The sequence below is a fragment of the Enterobacter sp. 237C8 genome (assembly GCF_034106865.1).
Classification (GTDB): Bacteria; Pseudomonadota; Gammaproteobacteria; order Enterobacterales; family Enterobacteriaceae; genus Enterobacter; species Enterobacter asburiae_B.
The window spans coordinates 83074-106453 of the sequence record NZ_JAWNDF010000007.1 but is presented as its reverse complement, the minus strand read 5'-3'; the positions used below and the strand labels follow the sequence as shown (position 1 = coordinate 106453).

22 protein-coding genes are annotated in these 23380 nt (G+C 56.2%); 12 read left to right on the top strand and 10 right to left on the bottom strand.

Going from position 1 to position 23380, the window contains the following annotated elements:
- Positions 1 to 28: 28 nt before the first annotated feature.
- Together rnr and rlmB are read left to right on the top strand one after the other, a co-directional pair.
- Positions 29 to 2473, top strand: a complete 2445-nt coding sequence (rnr, locus tag USF70_RS17400; protein WP_167818981.1) for a ribonuclease R — start codon at positions 29 to 31, stop codon at positions 2471 to 2473.
- A gap of 66 nt (positions 2474 to 2539) precedes the next feature.
- Complete coding sequence (gene rlmB / locus USF70_RS17395) at positions 2540 to 3274, top strand: 23S rRNA (guanosine(2251)-2'-O)-methyltransferase RlmB (protein ID WP_010427468.1); 735 nt, start codon at positions 2540 to 2542, stop codon at positions 3272 to 3274.
- Positions 3275 to 3352: 78 nt separating this feature from the next.
- Here rlmB and USF70_RS17390 read toward each other — a convergent pair whose 3' ends face one another.
- A complete protein-coding gene (locus USF70_RS17390; RefSeq protein WP_087823503.1) occupies positions 3353 to 4627 on the bottom strand; it encodes an MFS transporter in 1275 nt (424 codons plus the stop codon).
- Between the two features lie 192 nt (positions 4628 to 4819).
- Here USF70_RS17390 and USF70_RS17385 point away from each other — a divergent pair, with 192 nt between their 5' ends.
- The gene (locus USF70_RS17385) at positions 4820 to 6442 is read left to right on the top strand and encodes an isovaleryl-CoA dehydrogenase (RefSeq protein ID WP_033144468.1); all 1623 of its coding nucleotides are present in this window, start codon (positions 4820 to 4822) and stop codon (positions 6440 to 6442) included.
- Here the strand turns inward: USF70_RS17385 and USF70_RS17380 are convergent.
- The 3 genes from USF70_RS17380 to bsmA form a co-directional block, all read right to left on the bottom strand.
- Complete coding sequence (locus tag USF70_RS17380; protein ID WP_087823506.1) at positions 6439 to 8370, bottom strand: methyl-accepting chemotaxis protein; 1932 nt, start codon at positions 8368 to 8370, stop codon at positions 6439 to 6441. The two genes, USF70_RS17385 and USF70_RS17380, sit on opposite strands and share 4 nt — an antisense overlap.
- 172 nt (positions 8371 to 8542) lie before the next feature.
- A complete protein-coding gene (gene yjfN, locus USF70_RS17375) occupies positions 8543 to 8830 on the bottom strand; it encodes a DUF1471 family protease activator YjfN (protein ID WP_032665074.1) in 288 nt (95 codons plus the stop codon).
- A gap of 136 nt (positions 8831 to 8966) precedes the next feature.
- Positions 8967 to 9296, bottom strand: a complete 330-nt coding sequence (gene bsmA, locus USF70_RS17370) for a biofilm peroxide resistance protein BsmA (RefSeq protein ID WP_029740376.1) — start codon at positions 9294 to 9296, stop codon at positions 8967 to 8969.
- Between the two features lie 137 nt (positions 9297 to 9433).
- Here bsmA and yjfP point away from each other — a divergent pair, with 137 nt between their 5' ends.
- Positions 9434 to 10156, top strand: coding sequence for an esterase (gene yjfP / locus USF70_RS17365; RefSeq protein ID WP_033144470.1), 723 nt, complete (start codon positions 9434 to 9436; stop codon positions 10154 to 10156).
- Between the two features lie 167 nt (positions 10157 to 10323).
- Here yjfP and yjfY read toward each other — a convergent pair whose 3' ends face one another.
- Positions 10324 to 10599, bottom strand: coding sequence for a DUF1471 family protein YjfY (gene yjfY, locus USF70_RS17360; protein ID WP_033144471.1), 276 nt, complete (start codon positions 10597 to 10599; stop codon positions 10324 to 10326).
- 341 nt (positions 10600 to 10940) lie between these two features.
- Between yjfY and rpsF the strand changes: the two genes are divergently transcribed.
- Genes rpsF through rplI form a run of 4 tightly spaced genes read left to right on the top strand, consistent with a single transcriptional unit; the run spans position 10941 to position 12380 of the window.
- Positions 10941 to 11336, top strand: a complete 396-nt coding sequence (rpsF, locus tag USF70_RS17355; RefSeq protein WP_014068637.1) for a 30S ribosomal protein S6 — start codon at positions 10941 to 10943, stop codon at positions 11334 to 11336.
- A 6-nt stretch (positions 11337 to 11342) separates the two neighbouring features.
- A complete protein-coding gene (priB, locus tag USF70_RS17350; RefSeq protein ID WP_008502895.1) occupies positions 11343 to 11657 on the top strand; it encodes a primosomal replication protein N in 315 nt (104 codons plus the stop codon).
- 4 nt (positions 11658 to 11661) lie between these two features.
- Positions 11662 to 11889: a 30S ribosomal protein S18 gene (gene rpsR / locus USF70_RS17345; RefSeq protein ID WP_000135199.1), complete on the top strand. Its 228-nt coding sequence runs from the start codon at positions 11662 to 11664 to the stop codon at positions 11887 to 11889.
- Between the two features lie 41 nt (positions 11890 to 11930).
- Entirely contained in the window at positions 11931 to 12380 is a 450-nt protein-coding gene (rplI, locus tag USF70_RS17340) for a 50S ribosomal protein L9 (protein ID WP_023310148.1), read from the top strand.
- A 67-nt stretch (positions 12381 to 12447) separates the two neighbouring features.
- On the opposite strand, the gene USF70_RS17335 is transcribed toward rplI, so the two are convergent.
- Entirely contained in the window at positions 12448 to 13092 is a 645-nt protein-coding gene (locus tag USF70_RS17335) for an OapA family protein (protein WP_047059481.1), read from the bottom strand.
- A gap of 233 nt (positions 13093 to 13325) precedes the next feature.
- On the opposite strand from USF70_RS17335, the gene fklB reads away from it, so the two are divergent.
- Positions 13326 to 13946 carry an FKBP-type peptidyl-prolyl cis-trans isomerase gene (fklB, locus tag USF70_RS17330; protein WP_008502892.1) on the top strand — a complete coding sequence of 207 codons (621 nt, stop codon included), beginning with the start codon at positions 13326 to 13328 and terminating at the stop codon, positions 13944 to 13946.
- 311 nt (positions 13947 to 14257) lie between these two features.
- The gene (gene cycA / locus USF70_RS17325; RefSeq protein ID WP_048977313.1) at positions 14258 to 15667 is read left to right on the top strand and encodes a D-serine/D-alanine/glycine transporter; all 1410 of its coding nucleotides are present in this window, start codon (positions 14258 to 14260) and stop codon (positions 15665 to 15667) included.
- Between the two features lie 38 nt (positions 15668 to 15705).
- Here the strand turns inward: cycA and ytfE are convergent, their stop codons facing one another.
- A complete protein-coding gene (ytfE, locus tag USF70_RS17320; RefSeq protein WP_033144474.1) occupies positions 15706 to 16368 on the bottom strand; it encodes an iron-sulfur cluster repair protein YtfE in 663 nt (220 codons plus the stop codon).
- Between the two features lie 244 nt (positions 16369 to 16612).
- On the opposite strand from ytfE, the gene USF70_RS17315 reads away from it, so the two are divergent.
- Positions 16613 to 18262, top strand: coding sequence for a methyl-accepting chemotaxis protein (locus tag USF70_RS17315; RefSeq protein ID WP_033144475.1), 1650 nt, complete (start codon positions 16613 to 16615; stop codon positions 18260 to 18262).
- Positions 18263 to 18349: 87 nt separating this feature from the next.
- On the opposite strand, the gene USF70_RS17310 is transcribed toward USF70_RS17315, so the two are convergent.
- From USF70_RS17310 to USF70_RS17300, 3 genes are all read right to left on the bottom strand, one after another.
- Positions 18350 to 19315 carry a DMT family transporter gene (locus USF70_RS17310; protein ID WP_033144476.1) on the bottom strand — a complete coding sequence of 322 codons (966 nt, stop codon included), beginning with the start codon at positions 19313 to 19315 and terminating at the stop codon, positions 18350 to 18352.
- A gap of 75 nt (positions 19316 to 19390) precedes the next feature.
- Positions 19391 to 20215 (bottom strand): AraC family transcriptional regulator, encoded by an 825-nt coding sequence (locus tag USF70_RS17305; RefSeq protein ID WP_033144477.1) that lies wholly within the window; start codon positions 20213 to 20215, stop codon positions 19391 to 19393.
- A gap of 48 nt (positions 20216 to 20263) precedes the next feature.
- The gene (locus USF70_RS17300; protein WP_320735853.1) at positions 20264 to 21304 is read right to left on the bottom strand and encodes a GlxA family transcriptional regulator; all 1041 of its coding nucleotides are present in this window, start codon (positions 21302 to 21304) and stop codon (positions 20264 to 20266) included.
- Positions 21305 to 21924: 620 nt separating this feature from the next.
- On the opposite strand from USF70_RS17300, the gene USF70_RS17295 reads away from it, so the two are divergent.
- On the top strand, positions 21925 to 23379 hold the full coding sequence (locus USF70_RS17295) for a beta-ketoacyl synthase (RefSeq protein ID WP_320735852.1): 1455 nt from the start codon (positions 21925 to 21927) through the stop codon (positions 23377 to 23379).
- Position 23380 lies beyond the last annotated feature (1 nt).

Here is a 23380-nt window from a genome sequence, read left to right as displayed (position 1 = left end):
CACCGGAGCTGACAACGGAGGAACCGACATGTCACATGATCCTTTCCAGGAACGCGAAGCCGAAAAATACGCGAATCCTATTCCCAGCCGCGAGTTCATCATTGAACACTTAACAAAACGCGAAAAACCCGCCAATCGTGAAGAACTTGCCGTTGAATTAAACATTGAAGGTGAAGAGCAAATTGAAGCCCTTCGCCGCCGCCTGCGCGCGATGGAGCGTGACGGGCAGCTGGTCTTTACCCGCCGCCAGTGCTACGCGCTGCCAGAACGCCTCGATCTGCTGAAAGGGACCGTCATTGGTCACCGCGATGGCTTCGGCTTCCTGCGCGTAGAAGGCCGTAAGGACGATCTGTACCTCTCATCTGAACAGATGAAAATGTGCATCCACGGCGACCAGATCCTGGCGCAGCCGCTGGGCGCTGACCGTAAAGGCCGCCGCGAAGCGCGCGTGGTACGCGTTCTGGTGCCAAAAACCAGCCAGATCGTCGGCCGCTACTTTACCGACGCGGGCGTAGGCTTCGTGGTGCCGGACGACAGCCGTCTGAGCTTCGACATTCTGATCCCACCTGAAGAGGTGATGGGCGCCCGCATGGGCTTTGTGGTGGTGGTGGAACTCACCCAGCGCCCAACCCGTCGCACCAAAGCGGTAGGTAAAATCGTCGAAGTGCTTGGCGACAACATGGGCACCACGATGGCCGTTGATATGGCATTGCGTACCCATGAAATTCCGTACATCTGGCCGAAAGCGGTTGAAGAGCAGATCGAAAGCCTGCGCGAAGAAGTGCCGGAAGAATCCAAAGTGGGCCGCGTGGATCTGCGCTCCCTGCCGCTGGTCACTATTGATGGCGAAGACGCCCGCGACTTCGATGACGCCGTATACTGTGAGAAAAAACGCGGCGGTGGCTGGCGTCTGTGGGTTGCTATCGCTGACGTAAGCTATTACGTCCGTCCGCACACCCCGCTGGATAACGAAGCCCGCAGCCGCGGTACGTCGGTCTACTTCCCGTCCCAGGTCGTGCCGATGCTGCCGGAAGTGCTGTCTAACGGCCTGTGCTCCCTGAACCCGCAGGTTGACCGCCTCTGTATGGTTTGCGAGATGACCATCTCCACCAAAGGGCGCTTAACCGGCTACAAGTTCTACGAAGCGGTGATGAGCTCGCACGCGCGTCTGACCTATACCAAGGTCTGGCATATGCTGCAGGGCGACCAGGATCTGCGCGAGCAGTACGCGCCGCTGGTCAAACACATCGAAGAGCTGCATAACCTCTACAAAACGCTGGATCAGGCGCGCGAAGAGCGCGGCGGGATCTCGTTTGAGAGTGAAGAAGCGAAATTCATCTTCAACGCCGAACGCCGCATTGAGCGTATCGAGCAGACCCAGCGTAACGACGCGCACAAGCTGATCGAAGAGTGTATGATCCTGGCGAACATCTCGGCGGCACGTTTCGTCGAGAAAGCCAAAGAGCCAGCGCTGTTCCGTATTCACGATAAGCCGACCACGGAAGCCATTACGTCGTTCCGCTCCGTGCTGGCTGAACTGGGTCTGGAACTGCCCGGAGGCAACAAGCCAGAGCCGCGCGATTACGCCGAGCTGCTGGAATCCATTAGCGATCGTCCGGATGCAGAAATGCTGCAGACGATGCTGCTGCGCTCTATGAAGCAGGCGATTTACGATCCGGAAAACCGCGGCCACTTCGGCCTGGCGCTGCAGTCTTACGCCCACTTTACGTCGCCGATCCGTCGTTATCCTGACCTCTCTCTGCACCGTGCGATCAAGTATCTGCTGGCGCAGGAGCAGGGCCATAAAGGGAACACCACCGAAACCGGTGGCTACCATTATTCGATGGAAGAGATGCTGCAGCTGGGTCAGCACTGCTCCATGGCCGAACGTCGTGCCGATGAAGCAACACGCGACGTGGCGGACTGGCTGAAGTGTGACTTTATGCTCGATCAGGTCGGTAACGTCTTCAAAGGCGTGATTGCCAGCGTGACCGGCTTTGGTTTCTTCGTTCGTCTGGACGAGCTGTTCATCGACGGTCTGGTGCACGTCTCCAGCCTGGATAACGACTACTACCGCTTCGACCAGGTCGGCCAGCGCCTGATTGGCGAATCTGGCGGCCAGACCTACCGTCTGGGCGACCGTGTGGAAGTGAAGGTCGAAGCCGTGAATATGGACGACCGTAAGATCGACTTCAGCCTGATCTCCAGCGAGCGCGCGCCGCGTAACGTCGGTAAAACCGAGCGTGAAAGGGCGAAAAAAAACGGTAACGGTAAACCGGGCGGCGGTAAACGTCGTCAGGCGGGCAAGAAGGTAAACTTCGAGCCGGACAGCGCGTTCCGCGGCGAGAAGAAACAGAAGCCGAAGGCGGCGAAGAAAGAAGCCCGTTCAGCGAAAAAACCTTCCGCGAAAACGCAGAAAATCGCTGCCGCCACCAAAGCGAAGCGCGCGGCCAAGAAAAAGCAGGCGGAGTAAATTCTCCCCTCAACCTGACCCTCTCCCCAGCGGGGGGAGGGGAAATACTTATTACGAGAACCATCAATGAGTGAAATGATTTACGGCATCCACGCGGTGCAGGCCCTTCTCGAGCGCGCACCGGAGCGTTTTCAGGAAGTGTTTATTCTGAAAGGGCGTGAAGATAAGCGTCTGATGCCGCTGATCCACGCGCTGGAAGCGCAGGGCGTGGTGATTCAGCTGGCGAATCGCCAGTTCCTGGATGAGAAAAGCGAAGGCGCGGTCCACCAGGGGATCATTGCCCGCGTGAAGCCGGGTCGTCAGTATCAGGAGAACGATCTGCCGGATCTGATTGCCGAGCTGGATAACCCGTTCTTCCTGATCCTCGACGGCGTTACCGATCCGCACAACCTCGGGGCGTGCCTGCGCAGCGCCGATGCGGCGGGCGTGCACGCGGTGATCGTGCCGAAAGATCGCTCCGCGCAGCTGAACGCGACGGCGAAGAAGGTGGCCTGCGGCGCGGCGGAAAACGTTCCGCTGATCCGCGTGACTAACCTGGCGCGCACTATGCGTCTGCTGCAGGAAGAGAATATCTGGATCGTCGGTACCGCCGGTGAAGCGGATCATACTCTGTACCAGAGCAAAATGACCGGCCGTCTGGCGCTGGTGATGGGTGCGGAAGGCGAAGGCATGCGTCGTCTCACCCGCGAGCACTGCGACGAGCTGATCAGCATCCCGATGGCGGGCAGCGTGTCGTCCCTGAACGTTTCCGTTGCGACGGGCATCTGCCTGTTTGAAGCGGTGCGTCAGCGGGGAGAATAAACAGCAAGGCCGTCCACAGGACGGCCTTTTGTGTTTTCTCTCTCTCCCTGTGGGAGAGAGCACCAGACGTTGACAGCCTCACTCCTCCAGTGACCGCAAATGGTCGTCCTTCCTCAGCGTCATCAGCGCGAAAATACTCACTACCGCCGTCGCCATCACGTAATACGCCGGAATATCCAGGTTGCCCGTCTGCTTAATCAGCCCGGTAATAATTAACCCTGCGCATCCCGAGAAAATCGCGTTCGACAACGAGTAGGCCAGCCCCAGCCCCGTATAGCGCACGCGCGTCGGGAACATCTCAGACAGCATCGCCGGGCCCGGACCCGCCAGCATGCCCACCAGACCGCCCGCAATCAGTACCACAACAGCCTTCACCGCCAGCGTGCTCGACTCCGCCTGCAGGATTTTCAGCAGCGGAAGGGCGAGGATCAGCAGCAGCGCGGTGGCGATAATCATCACCGTGCGGCGTCCGATCCGGTCACTCAGGATCCCCGACGGAATGATGGTCAGCGCAAAACCAATATTCGAAATCACCGCTATCAACAGCGCCTGGTTGAACCCGGTGTGCAGCGCCGACTGAAGATAGGTCGGCATAATCACCAGGTAGGTATACCCCGCCGCAGACCAGACCATGACGCGCCCAATCCCCATCACGATGGCCCGGAGCGTGGCGACAGTATCCGCCTGAGCGACAGCCGGTTTATCCTGCTGCTGCACAAAGCTCGGTGTCTCTTCCATACTGACGCGAAGCCACAGCGCCACAACGCCCATGGGCAGCGCCAGGAAGAACGGAATGCGCCAGCCCCAGTCGTGCAGGGCTTCAGGCGTGAGAAGGGTGGAGAGCAGCGCCACGATGCCTGCGCCCGCCAGCAGCCCCAGCGCCACGGTAAAGGACTGCCACGCGCCATAGAGCCCACGCTTGCCGCGCGGGGCGAACTCCGTCATCAGCGAGACCGCGCCGCCGTACTCGCCGCCCGCGAACAGCCCCTGCAGGATGCGCAGCAGCGTAATAATCAGCGGCGCGGCAATCCCGATGCTGGCGTAGACCGGCACAACGCCGATGGCGGCGGTAGCGAGCGTCATCAGCACCAGCACGATGATGAGCGTCGGCTTACGGCCAATCCGGTCGCCGATGCGGCCAAACACCACCGCACCCAGCGGGCGGAAGAAGAAGGCGATGGCAAACGAGGCGTAGGTGAGGATCAGGCTGGTCAGCCCCGCCTCTCCTTCAAGCTGGAAGAAGTTTTTCGCAATGACGGTCGCCAGAAAACCGTAGACCGCAAACTCATACCACTCGATAAAGTTACCAATGGAGCCTGCAATTAATGCTCGCTTGTGCGCGTCCGGTTGCATAACGATCCTCACTTAAGGTGTAAGAATAAATTATTCAACAAAAGCGGAGTCATGAAATAGTTTATTCTTATGTTCTGTGAGCTATTTCACGAATGATATCAGCGGGATCGTGAACGTGTGACTCCCCTCCCATGCAGCGTGCGCGCGGTCTGTCCATACTTATCGTCATTGCCACTGAAGGAGGGAGACAGCATGCACTGGCAGACCCATACCGTTTTCAATCAACCTGCACCGCTTTCCAATAGCAACCTTTTCCTCTCGGACTGCGCCCTGCGCGATGCGGTCGCGCGTGAAGGGGCCGAGTGGGATATTGAGCTGCTCGCCAGCATCGGGCAGCAGTTGGGCACCGCGGAGTCGCTGGAGCTGGGCAGGCTGGCTAACGTCAACCCGCCCGAGCTGTTACGCTATGACGCCACCGGAGAGCGGCTGGACGACGTGCGTTTTCATCCGGCATGGCACTTGCTGATGCAGGGGCTTTGCGCCAACCGCGTGCATAACCTGGCGTGGGAAGAGGAGGCGCGTAAAGGGTCGTTTGTCGCTCGGGCCGCACGCTTTGTGCTTCATGCTCAGGTAGAGGCAGGCACGCTTTGCCCGGTCACTATGACGTTTGCCGCCACGCCGCTGTTGCAGCAGGCGCTCCCCAAAGCATTTCACGACTGGCTGACGCCGCTGCTCAGCGATCGCTATGATCCGCACCTTGCCCCTGGCGCGCAAAAGCGCGGCCTGCTGATTGGCATGGGGATGACGGAAAAGCAGGGCGGCTCGGACGTGCTCAGCAACACCACCAAAGCGGAAAAATGCAGCGACGGCAGCTACAGGCTGGTGGGGCATAAATGGTTTTTCTCCGTCCCGCAAAGCGATGCGCACCTGGTGCTGGCCCAGGCGAAGGGCGGGCTATCCTGCTTTTTTGTGCCGCGCTTTTTGCCTGACGGACAGCGCAACGCCGTGCGTCTGGAGCGCCTTAAGGACAAGCTCGGGAACCGCTCCAACGCCAGCAGCGAGGCGGAGTTTCTCGATGCCTCCGGCTGGCTGTTGGGGGAAGAGGGCGAAGGGGTACGGCAGATCCTCAAAATGGGCGGTCTGACGCGCTTTGACTGCGCGCTGGGCAGCCACGGACTGATGCGTCGGGCGCTCTCGGTGGCGCTGTACCATGCCCACCAGCGTCAGACCTTCGGCAAAAACCTCATCGATCAGCCTTTAATGCGCGAGGTATTAAGCCGGATGGCGCTGGTGCTGGAGGGGCAAACGGCGCTGCTGTTCCGCCTGGCCCGGGCGTGGGACAAGCGTGCCGATCCGCAAGAGGCCGCCTGGGCGCGGCTGTTTACCCCGGCGGCGAAATTTAGCGTCTGTAAAGCGGGCATCCCGTTTGTCGCTGAGGCGATGGAGGTGCTGGGTGGGAATGGATATTGCGAAGAGAGCGAACTTCCCCGCCTGTACCGCGAGATGCCGGTGAACAGCATCTGGGAAGGGTCAGGAAATATTATGTGCCTGGACGTTCTGCGCGTGCTGGCGAAGCAGCCGGGTATTCACGACCTGCTTGCCGACGAGTTTGCGCAGGTGAAAGGGCAGGACAGACACTTCGACCGCAGCTGGCGACAGCTTCAGCAAAAACTGCGTAAACCGCAGGAGGCACAGGGGCGGGAGATCGCGCAGCAGCTTTTCTTGCTGGGTGCCGGAAGCCAGATGCTGCGGCACGCATCGCCCCCGGTGGCGCAGGCGTGGTGCCGTATGATGCTGGATACCCGTGGCGGCACGCTGATGAGCGAGCAGGTGCAAAGCGACCTGCTGCTGCGTGCGACGGGCAGAGTCGGTTAGCCTTTTAGCTGGAACAGGCTCACCAGCTGAGTCAGGTGTGAACCCTTCTCGCGCAGCGTTTGAGCGGTTTGCTCGCTGCGTGAGATGCGGTCGGCATTGATATGCGACGCTTCGCCAATATGGGTCATGGCGAGGTTCACCTGGCCGATCCCGGCGGACTGCTCGCGTGAGGCATGGTTAATCTCGGTGACCAGCTGGCTGATGTTATCGATATGAATGATGATGTCGTCCATCGCCAGGCGCGTCCGTTCAGACAGCGCATGACCCTCACTCACTTTTCTGAGCGTATCGCCAATCAGCTGCTCAATCTCCTTCACCGCGTTAGCGCTGCGACCCGCCAGCGCGCGAACTTCCTGCGCGACTACCGCAAACCCTTTTCCGTGCTCGCCTGCGCGGGCCGCTTCCACTGCCGCGTTCAGCGCCAGAATATTGGTCTGGAAAGCGATGGATTCGATCACGCGCGTGATGTCTTCGATGCGTTTTGACGCTTCGCGAATGTCGTCCATGGTCGACACCGCGTGGGTGACCGTCTCACCGCCCTGATGGACCGCGAGCGAGGTTTCACCCACCAGCTGCTGCGTTTGCTCCATGTTGGCGGCATTTTGCTGCACGGTGGCGGCCAGCTGCTCCATGCTGGCGGACGTCTCCTCCACGCTGCTGGCCTGCTTGTTGATCTGCTCTGAAATCTCGCCAGTGTCGGCGGCCAGCGCGTTGGTGCCCAAATGGATCTCGCCTGCGGCCTCACGAACCTGCAGCACAATTTTTTGCAGGCCGCCGCCGATACCGTTGATAGCATCGATCAGCTGGCCGACTTCGTCCTGACGCGTCACGGGCAGGCTGGAACGGAGATCCCCTGCGGCATATTGTCGGGCAAGATGGATCACGTTGCGCAGCGGTCGGGTCAGCACGCGGCGAATAATGACCACGAACAGGCCAGCAAAAAGGATGGATAAGGCCACGCCGGCCAGCAGGAAGCGATCGCGCATGGCGGTAACGCTTGAGAGCAGCACCGATTTATCCACTTCGCCCACGATAGTCCAGTTCCAGCCCGGCAGCGGGGTATAGGCCATTTTCAGCGTCCGGCCGTCGTCGCTTGTACGCTCCAGCGTGCCGGGTTTGTCACTCAGAAGCTGTTGCTGCGTCGCGCCGTCCCACTGCGGCAGTTTTCCCTCTTCGCTGGCGTGGAACAGGTATTGCCCGCGCGTTTTGCCGTTGCTGCGATCCAGCACGAAGAAGCGACCGCTCTCGCCCAGGCGGCGGTTGAGGATTTTCTCGCGCATGACGTTCCAGGAGTGGGTGATGTCCACCCCGACAAAGACGATCGCAATGACCTGCCCTTCGGCGTTTTTAACGGGCTGGTACTGGGTGATGTAGCGTTTGCCGAACAGCAGCGCCAGGCCGCGGTACACTTCACCTTTGTTGACGGCGGCAAAGGCCGGGCTGGCGTTATCCAGAACGGTACCCATTGCCCGATCGCCATTCTCTTTGCGCAGGGAAGTGGCTACGCGCACAAAGTCGTTACCGCTGCGTACAAACAGCGTCGAAATGGCTCCCGTACGGTTCAGGAACTCGTCCGAAAGGGTGTTATTTTCATGCAGCCCGGTGTCTCCGCCTTTCAGAAGCGGAACGCTAAGTCCGTTAATCGTCTGGGGTTGGGAATTATCAATGTTCAGGGGCTGCGGTAAGAAGGTGGTAAACAGGCGGGTATAGCTCTCAACCTCTTCACTCAGGCTGGTGTTGAACATCTGCACCATGTCGACCATGCCGGTGGACTGATTATGCAGATCTTCGACCGCAAGGGCTTCAAGCTGCTGGCTGGCTTTTTGGCTGAGCAGAAAAGTGAATAGCAGAAACAGCGTGGCGACACTGACGCCAGTTAGCAGCGAGAGTTTCGACCCCAGGCCCGCACGGCGGAAAAAGTTGATCATAAATTGCTCATCATTGAAAAGTTATGGTTCTTCAACGGCAGAGCGGGGATTACGTTTACTGTTTTAATGTAACAAAATGTTATTTAATTGTTCTTTATTGGTTTTATATAAGATAAAAAATTTGCAAAAACGAAAAGCCACTAAAAATAAGTGGCTTTTATCAGGAGGGAGTTTACACGTAGAGAATGGCCTGTACCCGCCAGCGATCGATATGGTTATCTTCCTGCATCTGGATGATGCGATACCATGAAGCACCCTGCTCATCGGCCTTTAATGCCACGACACGTTCAACGTCTTGCGGGCTCCCCGAGATATTATTCACGGAGATCTGGCCAATTTCATTCAGGCCAGTCACACAATCAGCACTGGCGAATTCTGCTGACTGCGCGGTGGTGCTCAGCAGGCCTGCTGAGAGCAACAGTGAGGTCAAAGCAAGAGTTCGTTTCATCGTCAGCTCCATTTCACATATATCCGGTATCCGCCGGGCAATCCTTCGCTAATAAACTCCCTTCCATTGATGCGGGCGTGGAGTTTATTGTGGACAGGAAAATGTCTATGGACGCAAAGCAGTGTAAATCTCGTTCAAAGGAAAACCATTATTTGCGGTACAAAATGGCCTGTGAATACCACTGTCCCGTTATGATGGTTTCGTCGATCATAATGATGACGTAATAATCTGCTTTGGCGGCGACGGCCTGTGCTTTTATTGCCGATTCTGCGTCATCCGGAGAGCCGCGAACCAGCGCGGAGATGGTGCCCATTCGTTGTAATCCTTCCGTCTGATTACGACGAATCTCCTGTGGATGATCGGCGACCGGTGGAGCGGGTTGCGGCGTTCCCTGCAGCGCGCTACAGCCACTCAGCAGAAACACCAGCAATAAAGCAGCAAACCTGCGCATAACCATATCTCGTTTCCTGATAGCCATAGTGTAGTTGTCTGTGAATTTAGTTTTGGGGGAATGTTCCCGAAGTGTTATCTGGTACGTATATTTCGAATGAAAATGACGCGAAAGCGTAACCCAGTTCTCAACATTATGAATCATAGATTCGCACAGGGTCGACAATGATTGAAATTGAAATACGCCACCTCGGCGACCATGAAATTTTACACGCGATGCCGGTGGGTAAACGTGATAAATCGCTGCCTGTTGTGGTTTTTTATCATGGGTTTACCTCATCGAAGCTGGTTTACAGTTATTTTGCGGTAGCGCTGGCGCAGGCGGGTTTTCGCGTGGTGATGCCAGATGCACCCGACCACGGCGCACGCTTTACGGGTAATGAACAGGCGCGGCTGGGTCAGTTCTGGCAGATTCTGCACGGGAGTCTGACCGAGTTTGCCGGGCTGCGCGATGCGCTTTATGGGGCAGGGCTGGTGGCCGGCAATCGTCTGGCGGTAGCCGGGGCATCGATGGGCGGTATGACGGCGCTGGGGATTATGACGCATCATCCTGAAGTGAAGTCTGTCGCCTGTCTGATGGGCTCGGGCTACTTTACTTCGCTGGCGAAGACCCTTTTCCCCCCTCAGAATTTAGCGGAAATGACGGCGACGCTGGCAGAGTGGGAAGTGACCCGGGCATTACCGCGCGTGGCCGATCGTCCGCTGCTGCTGTGGCACGGTGACGCGGATGATGTGGTCCCGCCCGAGGGAACCTTCCGTCTGCAGCAGGCGTTAATCAATGAAGGGCTGGACGGTAATCTGACCTGCCTGTGGGAACCGGGCGTCCGCCACCGCATTACGCCAACGGCGCTGGACGCCACGGTGGCGTTTTTCCGCCAGCACCTGTAACGCGCGGGACTTTGACGCCCTTATCTTCCCGCTTCGGGAGGATCTCTGGGGGCTCTTTTACCGGGAGTATTCCGGAGCTATTCACAAAAAAAAGCCCCCGGGCAGGGGGCAACGTCAACTATGGCTATGTTCTCGTTGTTGGCTTTCCTGGTGCTAGCGTTAAAGCGTTATCGGTAAATATCTGCACTGGCGTGCATATTGCCGTTGCTGCCGGGCTCACGCGTTAACATCACGTAGTAATAGGTTGCGCCCTGCGCATCGGTTTCTTCATTTAGTGCCTGATCTGCTTCACTTTCCGTGGCGAAATTATGATTGATGTAAATTACGCCCAAGCTTTGCACATCATCCATGTTTCTGGCCTGTCGGCTGTCTATCTTGATGGCTGCCATCGCGTTTGCACTGAGCAAAAGCGCCGCCATCATGGCTAATGCGATTTTTTTCATGATATGCGCTCCACGACTACGTGCTGCGAGAGGGGGGATGCTCCTTCTTTAATTCAGGCGATCTCTGATTAAAGTGTAATCACTCATCCGGCGGGGATGCGTGACCATTTCTGATGCAGTTGTTCAAAAAAACAACGCTTCCGGGTGTGACCAATTTTAAATCACCCACTTAGACCCGCTTCGCGCTTTGTGCGAATTATTTGTGCAATCAGCTTGAGTTTCCAGGGGCGCGCAAGTATTATGACGCGTCAATTTTTCAGCCGACCTTTAACACGTTCCTTGCCTCCCCGGGCCTCGGCTGACCCAGACAGGAGGCTGAATAATCCGTAAGGAGCAATTCGATGCGTCATTACGAAATCGTTTTTATGGTCCATCCTGACCAGAGCGAACAGGTTCCGGGTATGATCGAGCGTTACTCTGCTGCCATCACTGGTGCAGAAGGTACGATCCACCGTCTGGAAGACTGGGGCCGCCGTCAGCTGGCTTACCCGATCAACAAACTGCACAAAGCACACTACGTTCTGATGAACGTTGAAGCGCCGCAGGAAGTGATCGATGAGCTGGAAACTACCTTCCGCTTCAACGATGCCGTTATCCGCAGCATGGTTATGCGTACCAAAAACGCAGTTACCGAAGCATCTCCGATGGTTAAAGCGAAAGACGAGCGCCGTGAGCGTCGCGATGATTTCGCAAACGAAACCGCAGATGATTCTGATGCTGGGGATTCTGAAGAGTAATTTCTGATGACCAACCGTCTGGCGTTGTCCGGCATCGTATGCAGGGCTCCCCTTCGAAAGGTCAGTCCATCAGGAATTCCGCATTGCCAGTTCGTGCTTGAGCATCGTTCTGTGCAAGAGGAAGCCGGGTTTCACCGGCAGGCGTGGTGCCAAATGCCCGTTATTATTAGCGGACACGAAAACCAGGCCATTACTCACAGTTTAACGGTCGGTAGCGCAGTAATCGTTCAGGGGTTCATCTCTTGCCACAAGGCAAAGAACGGCCTGAGCAAAATGGTTCTGCATGCCGAGCAGATTGATTTGATAGATTCTGGAGACTAGCCATATGGCACGTTATTTCCGTCGTCGCAAGTTCTGCCGTTTCACCGCGGAAGGCGTTCAAGAGATCGACTATAAAGATATCGCAACGCTGAAAAACTACATCACCGAAAGCGGTAAGATTGTCCCAAGCCGTATCACCGGTACTCGTGCAAAATACCAGCGTCAGCTGGCTCGCGCTATCAAACGCGCTCGCTACCTGTCCCTGCTGCCGTACACTGATCGTCATCAGTAATCGGGCACGGTCCATTAATACGACTTTAAGAGGATAAGGTAATGCAAGTTATTCTGCTTGATAAAGTAGCAAACCTGGGCAGCCTGGGTGATCAGGTTAACGTTAAAGCGGGTTACGCACGTAACTTCCTGGTTCCACAGGGTAAAGCTGTTCCAGCTACCAAGAAAAACGTAGAGTTTTTCGAAGCACGTCGCGCTGAACTGGAAGCCAAACTGGCTGACGTTCTGGCGGCTGCTAACGCTCGCGCTGAAGCAATCAACGCACTGGGCACCGTTACCATCGCGTCTAAATCTGGCGACGAAGGTAAACTGTTCGGTTCCATCGGTACCCGCGATATCGCTGATGCAGTTTCTGCAGCAGGCGTTAAAGTGGCTAAGAGCGAAGTTCGTCTGCCGAACGGCGTTCTGCGTACCACTGGTGAGCACGAAGTTGACTTCCAGGTTCACAGCGAAGTGTTCGCTAAACTGGTTGTTAACGTTGTAGCTGAGTAATTTTTTACTCTGCTCACGTTGAAACGCCGGCCTTGTGCCGGCGTTTTGCTTTTTACAGATCCGGGCCTTAACGCGCCCTGATAAAACTGCCGTCTGGCTGGCGGGTAAACAGCACCTGTTGTCCACTTCCCGTATCAATCGTTAACCCTGTCACCACCCCGCTGGCATTCTGGCGAACCTGTACCATCTGTCCATTCTGCAGGTTACTGAGCGGCTTACCCGCACCTTCCACCTTCGCCATGGCATACACGTCGGTTGGCGGCAGGTTGTGGTCGCGGAACAGCTGTGCCAGCGTTTTACCCGGCTCTACGCGATAGGAACGCCACTGTTGCTCAATGCCGGTAGGCTGTTGCGTCTGAGGCTGAGACGGGGCGGCGGCTTGATCCTGCGGCTGTTCATCCTGAATAGGTTCTGGCTCAACCGGCGCGACCTGACCCGGATCGTTAGACGGGGTCACAAGCTGCGTCTGCATCGGCTGTGCGTCAGGCTGTGGCCGCGCCTGCGACTGAATATCCAGCTGAGCATTGCGGGCGACGGGGGCGGTATCGACATCATCGCCCCCGGAAGGAAGCAGGAAGCCCACGATCACCATCAGCGCGCCAATGATGATCCCTCTGCGATGCAGAGGAGGCAGCGGGTCCATGATGCGAAAATTGTCCGGCGCCTGCCAGATTTTCGCCAGGGTAGGTTTCAGTTCAAATCGCCCGGGCATGGCACTCCTCCTGCTCCGCGTATTTTTTATCCTGTGCCCCGAAGTATAGTTTGCTAACTGCCTGAACGGCGTAGTAAACCCGACATCCGTGACATCAGTTCGGGATTAATCCTGGTTATCTCTATTGTTTCTGTTTCGTCGCGGTTTGTCACCTTAACTTCAGACAAAGTTTTACCCATAAGGGCATGGCTGATATGCTGCCCGCTACTTTAAATGTGATGGAAGGAAAACCCATGACCACCCCGACTTTTGACACTATCGAAGCGCAGGCAAGTTACGGTATCGGCTTGCAGGTAGGACAGCAGCTGAGCGAATCCGGCCTGGAAGGTCTGTTACCTGAAGCGCTGGTGGCGGGTATCGCTGACGCGCTGGAAGGCAAACAGCCTGCCGTTCCGGTAGACGTTGTGCACCGTGCGCTGCGTGAAATCCACGAACGTGCTGACGCCGTGCGTCGCGCGCGCTTCGAAGAGATGGCAGCCGAAGGTGTGAAATATCTGGAAGAGAACCGCGAGCGTGAAGGCGTGAACAGCACCGAATCCGGTCTGCAGTTCCGCGTGATCAATCAGGGCGACGGCGCAATCCCGGCGCGTACCGACCACGTTCGCGTGCATTACACCGGTAAACTGATCGACGGTACCGTGTTCGACAGCTCCGTGGCGCGCGGCGAACCGGCTGAATTCCCGGTCAACGGCGTGATCGCAGGCTGGATCGAAGCTCTGACCCTGATGCCGGTCGGTTCCAAATGGGAACTGACTATCCCGCATAACCTGGCCTATGGCGAGCGCGGCGCTGGCGCGTCCATCCCGCCATTCAGCACCCTGGTCTTTGAAGTCGAGCTGCTGGAAATTCTGTAATCGAATTTTCTTATTTCCTCTCCCCGGTAGGGGAGAGGAAAATAGTGTAAAAACCTATAGTTACGGTGCTATCAACATTTTATCTTGCAAACGAAACTGTTGCGTGTATTTTTGTGAGCTGTTTCGCGCTGTATGAGTGATATGACACTCACTTTCAACATATTATTAACATAATATCTAAATCATAGTATTCATCCCGCCGATTCTTACCTAATATCGATTAGCCCTTACAAGGGAACGTCATCTTTTGACGTATTTAAAGGCCAGAAGAGCCTTAACAACACAGACAGGCATAAACAGGAAAATATCACATGGTAGATCAGGTCAAAGTCGTCGCCGACGAAGAGGCGTCGTCTGAACAGTCGCTACGGCGCAATCTCACAAACCGTCATATTCAGCTCATTGCGATTGGGGGTGCCATCGGTACCGGGCTGTTTATGGGGTCAGGCAAAACCATCAGTCTCGCCGGGCCGTCGATCATATTCGTTTATATGATCATCGGTTTTATGCTGTTCTTCGTGATGCGTGCAATGGGTGAACTGCTGCTCTCGAACCTCGAATACAAATCCTTTAGCGACTTCGCTTCTGACCTGCTCGGGCCGTGGGCGGGCTATTTCACCGGCTGGACCTACTGGTTCTGCTGGGTCGTCACCGGTATGGCGGACGTCGTGGCGATTACCGCCTACGCGCAGTTCTGGTTCCCGGGGCTGTCGGACTGGGTCGCCTCGCTGGCGGTCATTGTTCTGCTGCTGAGCCTTAACCTCGCCACCGTTAAAATGTTCGGTGAGATGGAGTTCTGGTTCGCGATGATCAAAATCGTGGCGATTGTCGGGCTTATCGTCGTGGGTCTGGTGATGGTGCTCACCCACTTCCAGTCGCCAACGGGCGTTCAGGCGTCGTTTACCCATCTGTGGAATGACGGCGGCTGGTTCCCGAAAGGCATTAGCGGCTTCTTTGCCGGCTTCCAGATCGCGGTTTTTGCTTTCGTGGGCATTGAGCTGGTGGGCACGACGGCAGCGGAGACCAAAGATCCCGAGAAGTCTCTCCCGCGCGCGATTAACTCTATTCCGCTGCGTATCATCATGTTCTACGTCTTCGCGCTGATCGTCATTATGTCCGTGACGCCGTGGAGCTCCGTGGTGCCAACCAAGAGCCCGTTCGTTGAGCTGTTCGTGCTGGTAGGCCTGCCTGCTGCCGCGAGCCTGATTAACTTCGTGGTGTTGACCTCTGCGGCGTCTTCCGCGAACAGCGGCGTGTTCTCCACCAGCCGTATGCTGTTTGGCTTGGCACAGGAAGGCGTGGCGCCGAGCGCGTTCGCCAAGCTGTCCAAGCGCGCGGTACCGGCAAAAGGGTTGACCTTCTCCTGCATGTGCCTGCTGGGCGGCGTGGTGATGCTCTACGTGAACCCAAGCGTGATTGGCGCGTTCACCATGATCACCACGGTCTCTGCGATCCTGTTTATGTTCGTCTGGACCATCATCCTCTGTTCATACCTGGTGTACCGCAAGCAGCGCCCGCACCTGCATGAAAAATCGATCTACAAGATGCCGCTGGGCAAGCTGATGTGCTGGGTGTGCATGGCGTTCTTCGTCTTCGTGCTGGTTCTGCTGACGCTGGAAGATGATACCCGTCAGGCACTCATCGTCACGCCGCTGTGGTTTATCGCGCTGGGGCTGGGCTGGGTGTTTATCGGTAAGAAACGTATGGCAGGCGTAAGGTAAAAGCAAAACGGCAACTTCGGTTGCCGTTTTTAGTTTTTCTATTCCCCAGCTAATGCCCGCGGGAACAGAACGTTGTTCTCAAGACTGATGTGTTCCATCAGGTCGTCAATCATCTCGTTAATGCCGTTGTACATCGCTTTCCACGTTGTGCACGCTTCTGGCGGCGGCGTGACGTTGTGGGTGGTGTGTTTGATCACTTCCAGCAGCTCACCCGCATCATCGTGCTCGCTTTCCATCACGCTGATAGGCCCCATCGCCTGGCTTCCCATTCCCTGTTTAATCATCGGGAAGAGGATCTGCTCTTCTTTCATCATGTGGCTGGAAAGCTCTTCATGCAGCAGGGTCAGGTATTTCGCCAGACCGCGCGGTACGGAAGGTTTGTCGGCATGAACGCGCTCAACTTTGGTTGCCTGCAGGATCAGTTCCGGCAGCTGTTCACGGTGACGGTCATGGTATCGCACGATGATATGGTCGATGATTTCAGCAAGCGGGGCGGTTCGCCAGTCTTTGTCGACGGGCTGCCCGGCCAGCTGCGCCAGCTCTGCTTCAATCACCTCAACGTCCAGTTCCTTGCGTGAGGCCGCACGCGCCAGGGTTTGCTTACCGCCGCAGCAGTAATCCATATCGTATTTACGGAACAGCGCAGAAGCGCGAGGAATGGAGAGCGCCAGCTCGCCAAGGGGTTGGTCGCGAAAGGCCATAGCAGTTACCTCGTCATTAATAATATAAGATGCATATTAAATGCATCTTTAAGCCAGCGCTATAACCCTTTAGAGGGAAGGGGGAAAGTGAGATGCAGATCACAAAAAAATACCCCGTTTAACTCTCTGAATGGACTTAGGAAAGTGGTTTAGAAACTTTTTAAAGGTGTAGAAACAGTAAACAACCCGCCGCGCCTGCCGATATATCCACGTCAGACAAACCTGCATATAACAAAGGCAACGCATGTTTAAACGTATAAAAGTCATTACCCTTCTGATTTCGGTGCTGCTTGTGCTCGGCATCATGCAAGTGATTTCCGCGGGTATCTTTATCAACGCGCTGAATAACGATAAAGACAACTTCACCGTGTCGCAGCTCTCCAGCAAGAACGTGGCGGAGTTTACCGATGCGTGGATCAGCCTGAACCAGGCGCGCGTGACGCTGAACCGCGGGATGCTGCGTCTGCAAAGCAGCATGGCCTCTCAGATTAACGGTGGGCAGCTTAATGAGCTGGTCAACACGGCGAAAAATCTGCTCGCCGATGCGCAGGTCCATTACGATAAATACTATGCCCTGCCAAATACGCCGGGCCTGGACGAGAACCTGGCTAACCGGCTTGAAGAGCAGTACCGCATTTACTCTGCAACGCTGACGCAAATGAACGTCCTGCTGAGCCAGGGCAATCTGGAAGACATGTTCAAGCAGAATGCGGAGCAAAAGCAGACCGCGATGCAGGCGGTTTACCGTGAATGGCGCGAAGCGCAGGCAACGCTTACCGATAAAGGCATCCAGGACAATGAAAGCGACTACAAGCGCATCCTGTGGATCCTCTCTGCGGTTATGCTGCTGGTGATTGTGGTGATTATTTCCAGCTGGGTAGCCATGCGCCGCGTGCTGCTGCTGCCTCTGGAAGAGGTGATTAACCATATTCGCGCCATTGCGGCGGGGGATTTAACCCAGCCGATTCAGGCTGAAGGTAAGAACGAAATGGCTATCCTGGCGCGCAACGTCCAGGAGATGCAGGCCTCGCTGGCGAACACCGTGGGCGTGGTGCGTGAAGGTGCGGATACCATCTACACCGGTGCCGGTGAAATTTCTGCCGGCAGCAACGACCTCTCTTCCCGTACCGAGCAGCAGGCCGCGTCTCTGGAAGAGACGGCAGCCAGCATGGAACAGCTGACGGCAACCGTGAAGCAGAACGCCGATAACGCGCGTCAGGCTTCCCGTCTGGCGCTGGACGCCTCCTCTACGGCGAAGAAGGGCGGTAACGTGGTTGAAGGCGTGGTGCGTACGATGGACGAAATCGCCACCAGCTCCAGTAAAATCGCGCAAATTACTAACGTAATCGACGGTATTGCCTTCCAGACTAACATCCTGGCGCTGAACGCGGCGGTGGAAGCGGCGCGCGCGGGCGAGCAGGGCCGTGGTTTTGCGGTGGTGGCAGGGGAAGTGCGTACTCTCGCCCAGCGCAGCGCCCAGGCGGCGAAAGAGATCAAAGCGCTGATCGATGATTCCGGCGAGCGCGTGAACGCGGGCTCCCAGCTGGTTAACGAAGCCGGGGAGACGATGGCGGAGATCGTTAATGCGGTCACCCGCGTGACGGACATCATGGGTGAAATTGCCTCGGCCTCTGACGAGCAGAGCCGCGGTATCGACCAGGTGGGCCAGGCGGTAGCCGAGATGGACCGCGTGACCCAGCAGAACGCCTCGCTGGTAGAGGAGTCTGCGGCCGCGGCGGCGGCGCTGGAAGATCAGGCTGCACGCCTGAACGAAGCGGTGGCGGTGTTCAAAATCACCCGCAACCAGGCGGTCAAAGCGGCGCCGGTGAAAACCTATGTACCTAAAGCGCAGCCCGCAGCGGCGGCGTCTGAAGGGAACTGGGAAACGTTTTAACATCATGCCGGGTGGCGCTGGCGCTTACCCGGCCTACGAAACGGCTCCTTGTAGGCCGGGTAAGGCGGAGCCGCCACCCGGCAAAAATCACACCTCCGACGCCGGAACGACCCTCGGTTTTTCCGGCTTCGCTCTTACCGCCATCACCACTCCTACCACCAGCAGCGCGATGCCGCAGGCCGTGAATAGCGGCGGCAAGCTCTGGCGCATCAGGAAGGTATAAAGCAGTCCGGCCAGGGTTTCGAAGACAATCAGCGGCCCTAAAATGACCGTCGGCAGCTTCTGGCTGGCAATATTCCAGCACAGCGCGCCCACCCATGAGCACAGCACCGCAATCGCAACCATCAGGCCGATAAACACCCACGGTCTTGGCCCGAAGGGTTGGGCGAAGTCTGGCTGTTGATGGCCTAACCAGATGCACGCCCCGGCATAGCCCACCAGCGAGACGGGCAGCGTGACCAGCGCCTGCGCCGTCGCCCACATCATCGGGTGCTTGTCCGGGTTCTCCCGCAGCCAGCGCGCGTTGCGCAGGGCATACCATGCCCAGCACGCCACGGAAATGAACGCCAGCACAATGCCAGAGCCGTAACGCCACAGGTCAACATCCGCCTGCCCGTGACGCAGCTCGGCAATATTGACGCATACCAGCCCCACGGCGGTGCATACCAGCGCCGGCGCCATTTTTGACCACGCCAGTTTGCCATCGCGGTGGCTGTAGAGCAGGTTAGCAAAGACGGGGATGACGACCGGCAGCGTGCCGATAATCATGGTAGATACCGGCGCACCGGTACGCTGAATGGCACTCGCAAGGCAAACGTAGTAGATAAGATTGCCCATCATGGTCAGCGCCAGCGCGGTGCCCCAGTCCTGACGGCTGAGCTGACGCAAGCGCGCGCGTCCCAGCCACGCCAGGGGCAGAGCAATCAGCCCGAGCGCCAGATAACGTCCGGTCGACTGCAGTATTGCCGGATACTCGGGCACGATTAATGGGCCGACAAAAATCAGCCCCCACATCATCCCGGCCAGAAGGGCATACAACACTCCACTAATCATTTTTCCATCCACAGGTATTTACGCTGCATGCAGTGTAGGAGGGGAAAATGCGTGCGTATTGTATGAGATTGCGCATTAGCGCCGGGTGACCTGCTTCTGGTAGCGCACGGGCGTAATGCCGTAGCGGCGGGTAAACGCGCGGGTTAAGTGGGACTGGTCGGTCAGCCCGGTCGCGGCTGCCACTTCGGCGGCGGGCATGCCGTGGGTGAGGAACGCTTTGGCGCGCCAGAGGCGAATGGCCATCAGCATCTGGTGCGGCGTAACGTGAAAATGGGCTTTGAATTGTCGCTGGAAATGGTACGGGCTGAGCGATACGACGCTGGCCAGCTCGTCCAGCGTCAGGGCGTGCATGTAGTTGTCGTGCAGGTACTCGCGCACGCGTTCGAAGCGGTGCGCGCCTTCCTGAATCACCGGCGCGTGATGGGCCAGCGGCTGGAAGGTCTCAATCAGATCCAGCAGTAATCCTTTTTGCGCAAGCGGATCGTCCGTATGCCACAATCCGTAAATCAGCCTGCCGATTTGCTGCGAGCGCAGCGGGTCATGACGCGTGACATCGCTAAACCACCAGTGCCGGAGGCCGGTCACCTCTTCCAGAAGATCGGGTTCGATATAGACCATCCGGTAGCGCCAGCCGCCTTCGGTGGCGGATTCGCCGGTATGGATCTCGTCCGGGTTCATGGTGACGACGGATTTTTCCGCCGCGAGATGCTGGGTACCGCGATAGCGAAAGCGTTCGGCACCGGTTTCAATCGTGCCGATCCCGAAGGCTTCATGGGTGTGAGGCTCAAAGGCGTAGTCAGAAATATGCGCGTGATAAAGCTCCAGGCCCGGCAGCTGCGCAAGATGGCGAAAGCGCGCGCTGTCTCTTTCATCATTAAACTGTTCAGGTACGCCTTGCACGTTGAGCCTCCTCGTGGTCATCTTTTCATTATCAGAGATGACCGGAATTTATGCACTAAACATCTTTGCCCGGACGGTCTTACGGTAATCCCCCGGTGAAACCGTTGTTTTATGCTTAAACTGGCGATTAAAGTGCGCAATATCCTGATATCCAACCGCATTTGCAATCTCCTGAATACACAGATTGGTGGATTGCAGCATTGTCATGGCGGATTCAATTCTGGCGGTTAATAAATACTGCAGTGGGGACATGTCGGTGGCATTTTTAAAGCGGCGATTAAAGTTGCGCAAACTCATGCTAGCCATATCTGCAAGATTCTGCATGGATATATCCGAGGCGCAGTTGGCTTTTATCCAGATTTGAATTTGAATAATATCTTCATCCGGATGGGGTTTGTTTTCTTCACTGTAACACTGACGTTCAAACTGGCTACGAATTTCATGGAAAAATGTCCGTTGAGTATGTGTGGCTACACGTTTCCCGTATATCGTTTCAATAAAATGAATCGTCAGATCTGACAGGGCCTTAACGCTTGCGGCGCAGAAAATATTATCGGCCTGAGTGAGAAAATGTTTTGTCTGTAATTTTACGCTGGGGTAGTCGCGCGAGAATTGTTTGAAGTAGTGCCAGTGGGTGGTGGCGGGCTTTCCGTTGAGCAATCCCGACTCCGCCAGAAAACAGCAGCCCGTTCCGACGGCGGCGATGCGGGTTCCTCGCGCGGCCTGCTCGGTCAGCCATTCCAGAAGCTCAGGCTGTCTGACCACTGCGCGAGGATTGCGCCACAGGGCAGGAAGATAGATAACGTCATAGTGCCTGTCTGCGGCAAGGGTGGTATCGGCGGTAATGCTAAAGCCACTGTGCGTCAGGATGGGCTCGCTGTTTATGCCAATGGTATTCACCTTCAGAATATTCTCCGGGCGACAGAGCCTGAAGGACGACTTTTCCGGTTTGTGCGCGCCTGCGTGGGATGTTGTTTTTTGCTCAGCTAAATAGCTACTGGCTGCCGCTTTCCACATTTCAATCGGAAGACTGAGACCGGAACTTAGCATGCGTTCACATAACACAAATCCTATTTGTGTATTTGTCATTTTTGATTAATACCTGTTTTGACTATTATTTTTGGTGGCTCATCGTTGCCGTGGCCAAAAAAGTCAGCGTTTTGGCTGGATTTTCATATTAGCTTTTGTTGGTGATTTGTAAACTAATATCTGAAATTATCGCACTTGCTTAATAAAATAAATCCACGACCACGAGAGAATAAATTATGGTGAAATTACCCGTAATAACGGCTTTTGGCGGCTATGGTCCAGCTGGTCGTAGTTCTTCACATCATGCATTTCGTCGAATGATTATTGAGTCATTATCGGAAGAGGAACGGCAGAAAACATTATTATCGTTAGCCATCCTGATGGGCGTCCTTAAATATGATGAAGGTGGGTATTACGATATTTCCGGTAAAAGATTCACACCTGCTCAGGCTGCCGCGAGGATAAAAGACGAGGTGCTTGAGGGAACCCTTATCAGAAAAATTACGCGCGACTACTTTGATGTCGATGCTATTGCCGGCCATGCAAAATTGAATATGGCTTCAGGCGAAGAGGGATTCAGTTTTAATATATCTGCCAGGCAATTACCTCAACCCTTACCGGCGGGATGGCACGTTGAGGAATTAGCGGGTCGGCGCGTCCGTATTACCGTTCAGGGAGAGATGGACTGTAAAATTGAGGCGTTGCTGCGCACGGAGGTTCAGGCTGCAGGGCTGTTGCCGCAGGGATTTCGTCCGGGCGACCATTACAATTCGCAGTTCCATCCGCGGGCGTTACAGATGGCGATTGTCGGGGCGTCAGACGCCATCAACGCGCTGGGGATCCCGTGGCGAGAGGTACAGGCCAAAATCACGCCGGATCAGCTCGGCGTCTATTCGGGCAATATCATGGGGCAGCTCGACGATTATGGCTTTGGCGGAATGCTGCAGTCGCGCCTGAAAGGCCATCGCGTCAGCGCCAAACAGTGCCCGCTGGGCCTGAACAGCATGTGCGCCGATTTCCTCAATGCGTATGTGCTGGGTAGCGTCGGTCATACCAGCGCCACGCTGGGGGCATGCGCCACGTTTCTGTATAACCTGAATGCGGCAGCCGAAGATATCAAAGCGGGGCGCATTCGCGTAGCCGTCGTTGGCAGCGCCGAAGCGCCGGTCACCTCAGAAGTGATTGAAGGATTCGATGCCATGGGCGCCCTGGCAACGAAGAGCAAGCTTAAGCACATTGATGACACGGAAACGGCCGACTGGCGCAACAGCAGCCGCCCGTTTGGCAACAGCTGCGGTTTTGTTATCGCAGAATCCAGCCAGTATGTCGTGTTAATGGACGACGAGCTGGCGCTGCAGCTTGGCGCAGAGATCCACGGTTCGGTGGGGAACGTCTTTATCAACGCTGACGGCTTTAAACGTTCTATTGCGTCGCCGGGTCCGGGGAATTACATCACCATGGCGAAAGCCGTAGCCTCTGCGGTATCGATGGCCGGGATAGAGACGGTGCAGAAGGGATCGTTTATTCAGGCGCATGGCTCAAGCACGCCGAAGAATTGCGTCTCCGAGGCGGATATTTTTGACCGCATTGCGCAAGCCTTTTCGATTCGCGACTGGCCGGTGACGGCGGTGAAATCGTACCTCGGCCACTCCCTGGGGCCCGCCAGCGGCGACCAGCTGATCGGCTGCCTCGGCGTCTTCCGCTACGGTATTTTGCCGGGAATTAAAAGCGTGTCCCACATCGCACCGCAGGTGAACGATGCGCGCTTAACCATTCCTCTTCAGGACTGCAAATTAGAGGAAGGCCAGGGACAAATTGCCTTTATTAATTCAAAAGGCTTTGGCGGTAATAATGCCACGGGGGTGGTTTACTCGCCAAAGCTTACCCATCAATGGTTGCGCAAACGCTATGGGGACGCGGTGTTTGCGGATTATCAGCAGCGTAACCGCCAGGTGCGACGTCAGGCTAACGCCTACGACCAGGCGGCGTCGCAGGGTGAACTTAATGTCATTTATCTTTTCGGCCAGCAGGGGATAAATGAGGAAGATATTAAGATTGATATGAATGGCATCACCATTCCCGGATTTGAAAAACCGATAACGTACGCGACGGATAAAGAATACCCGGACTTTTAAT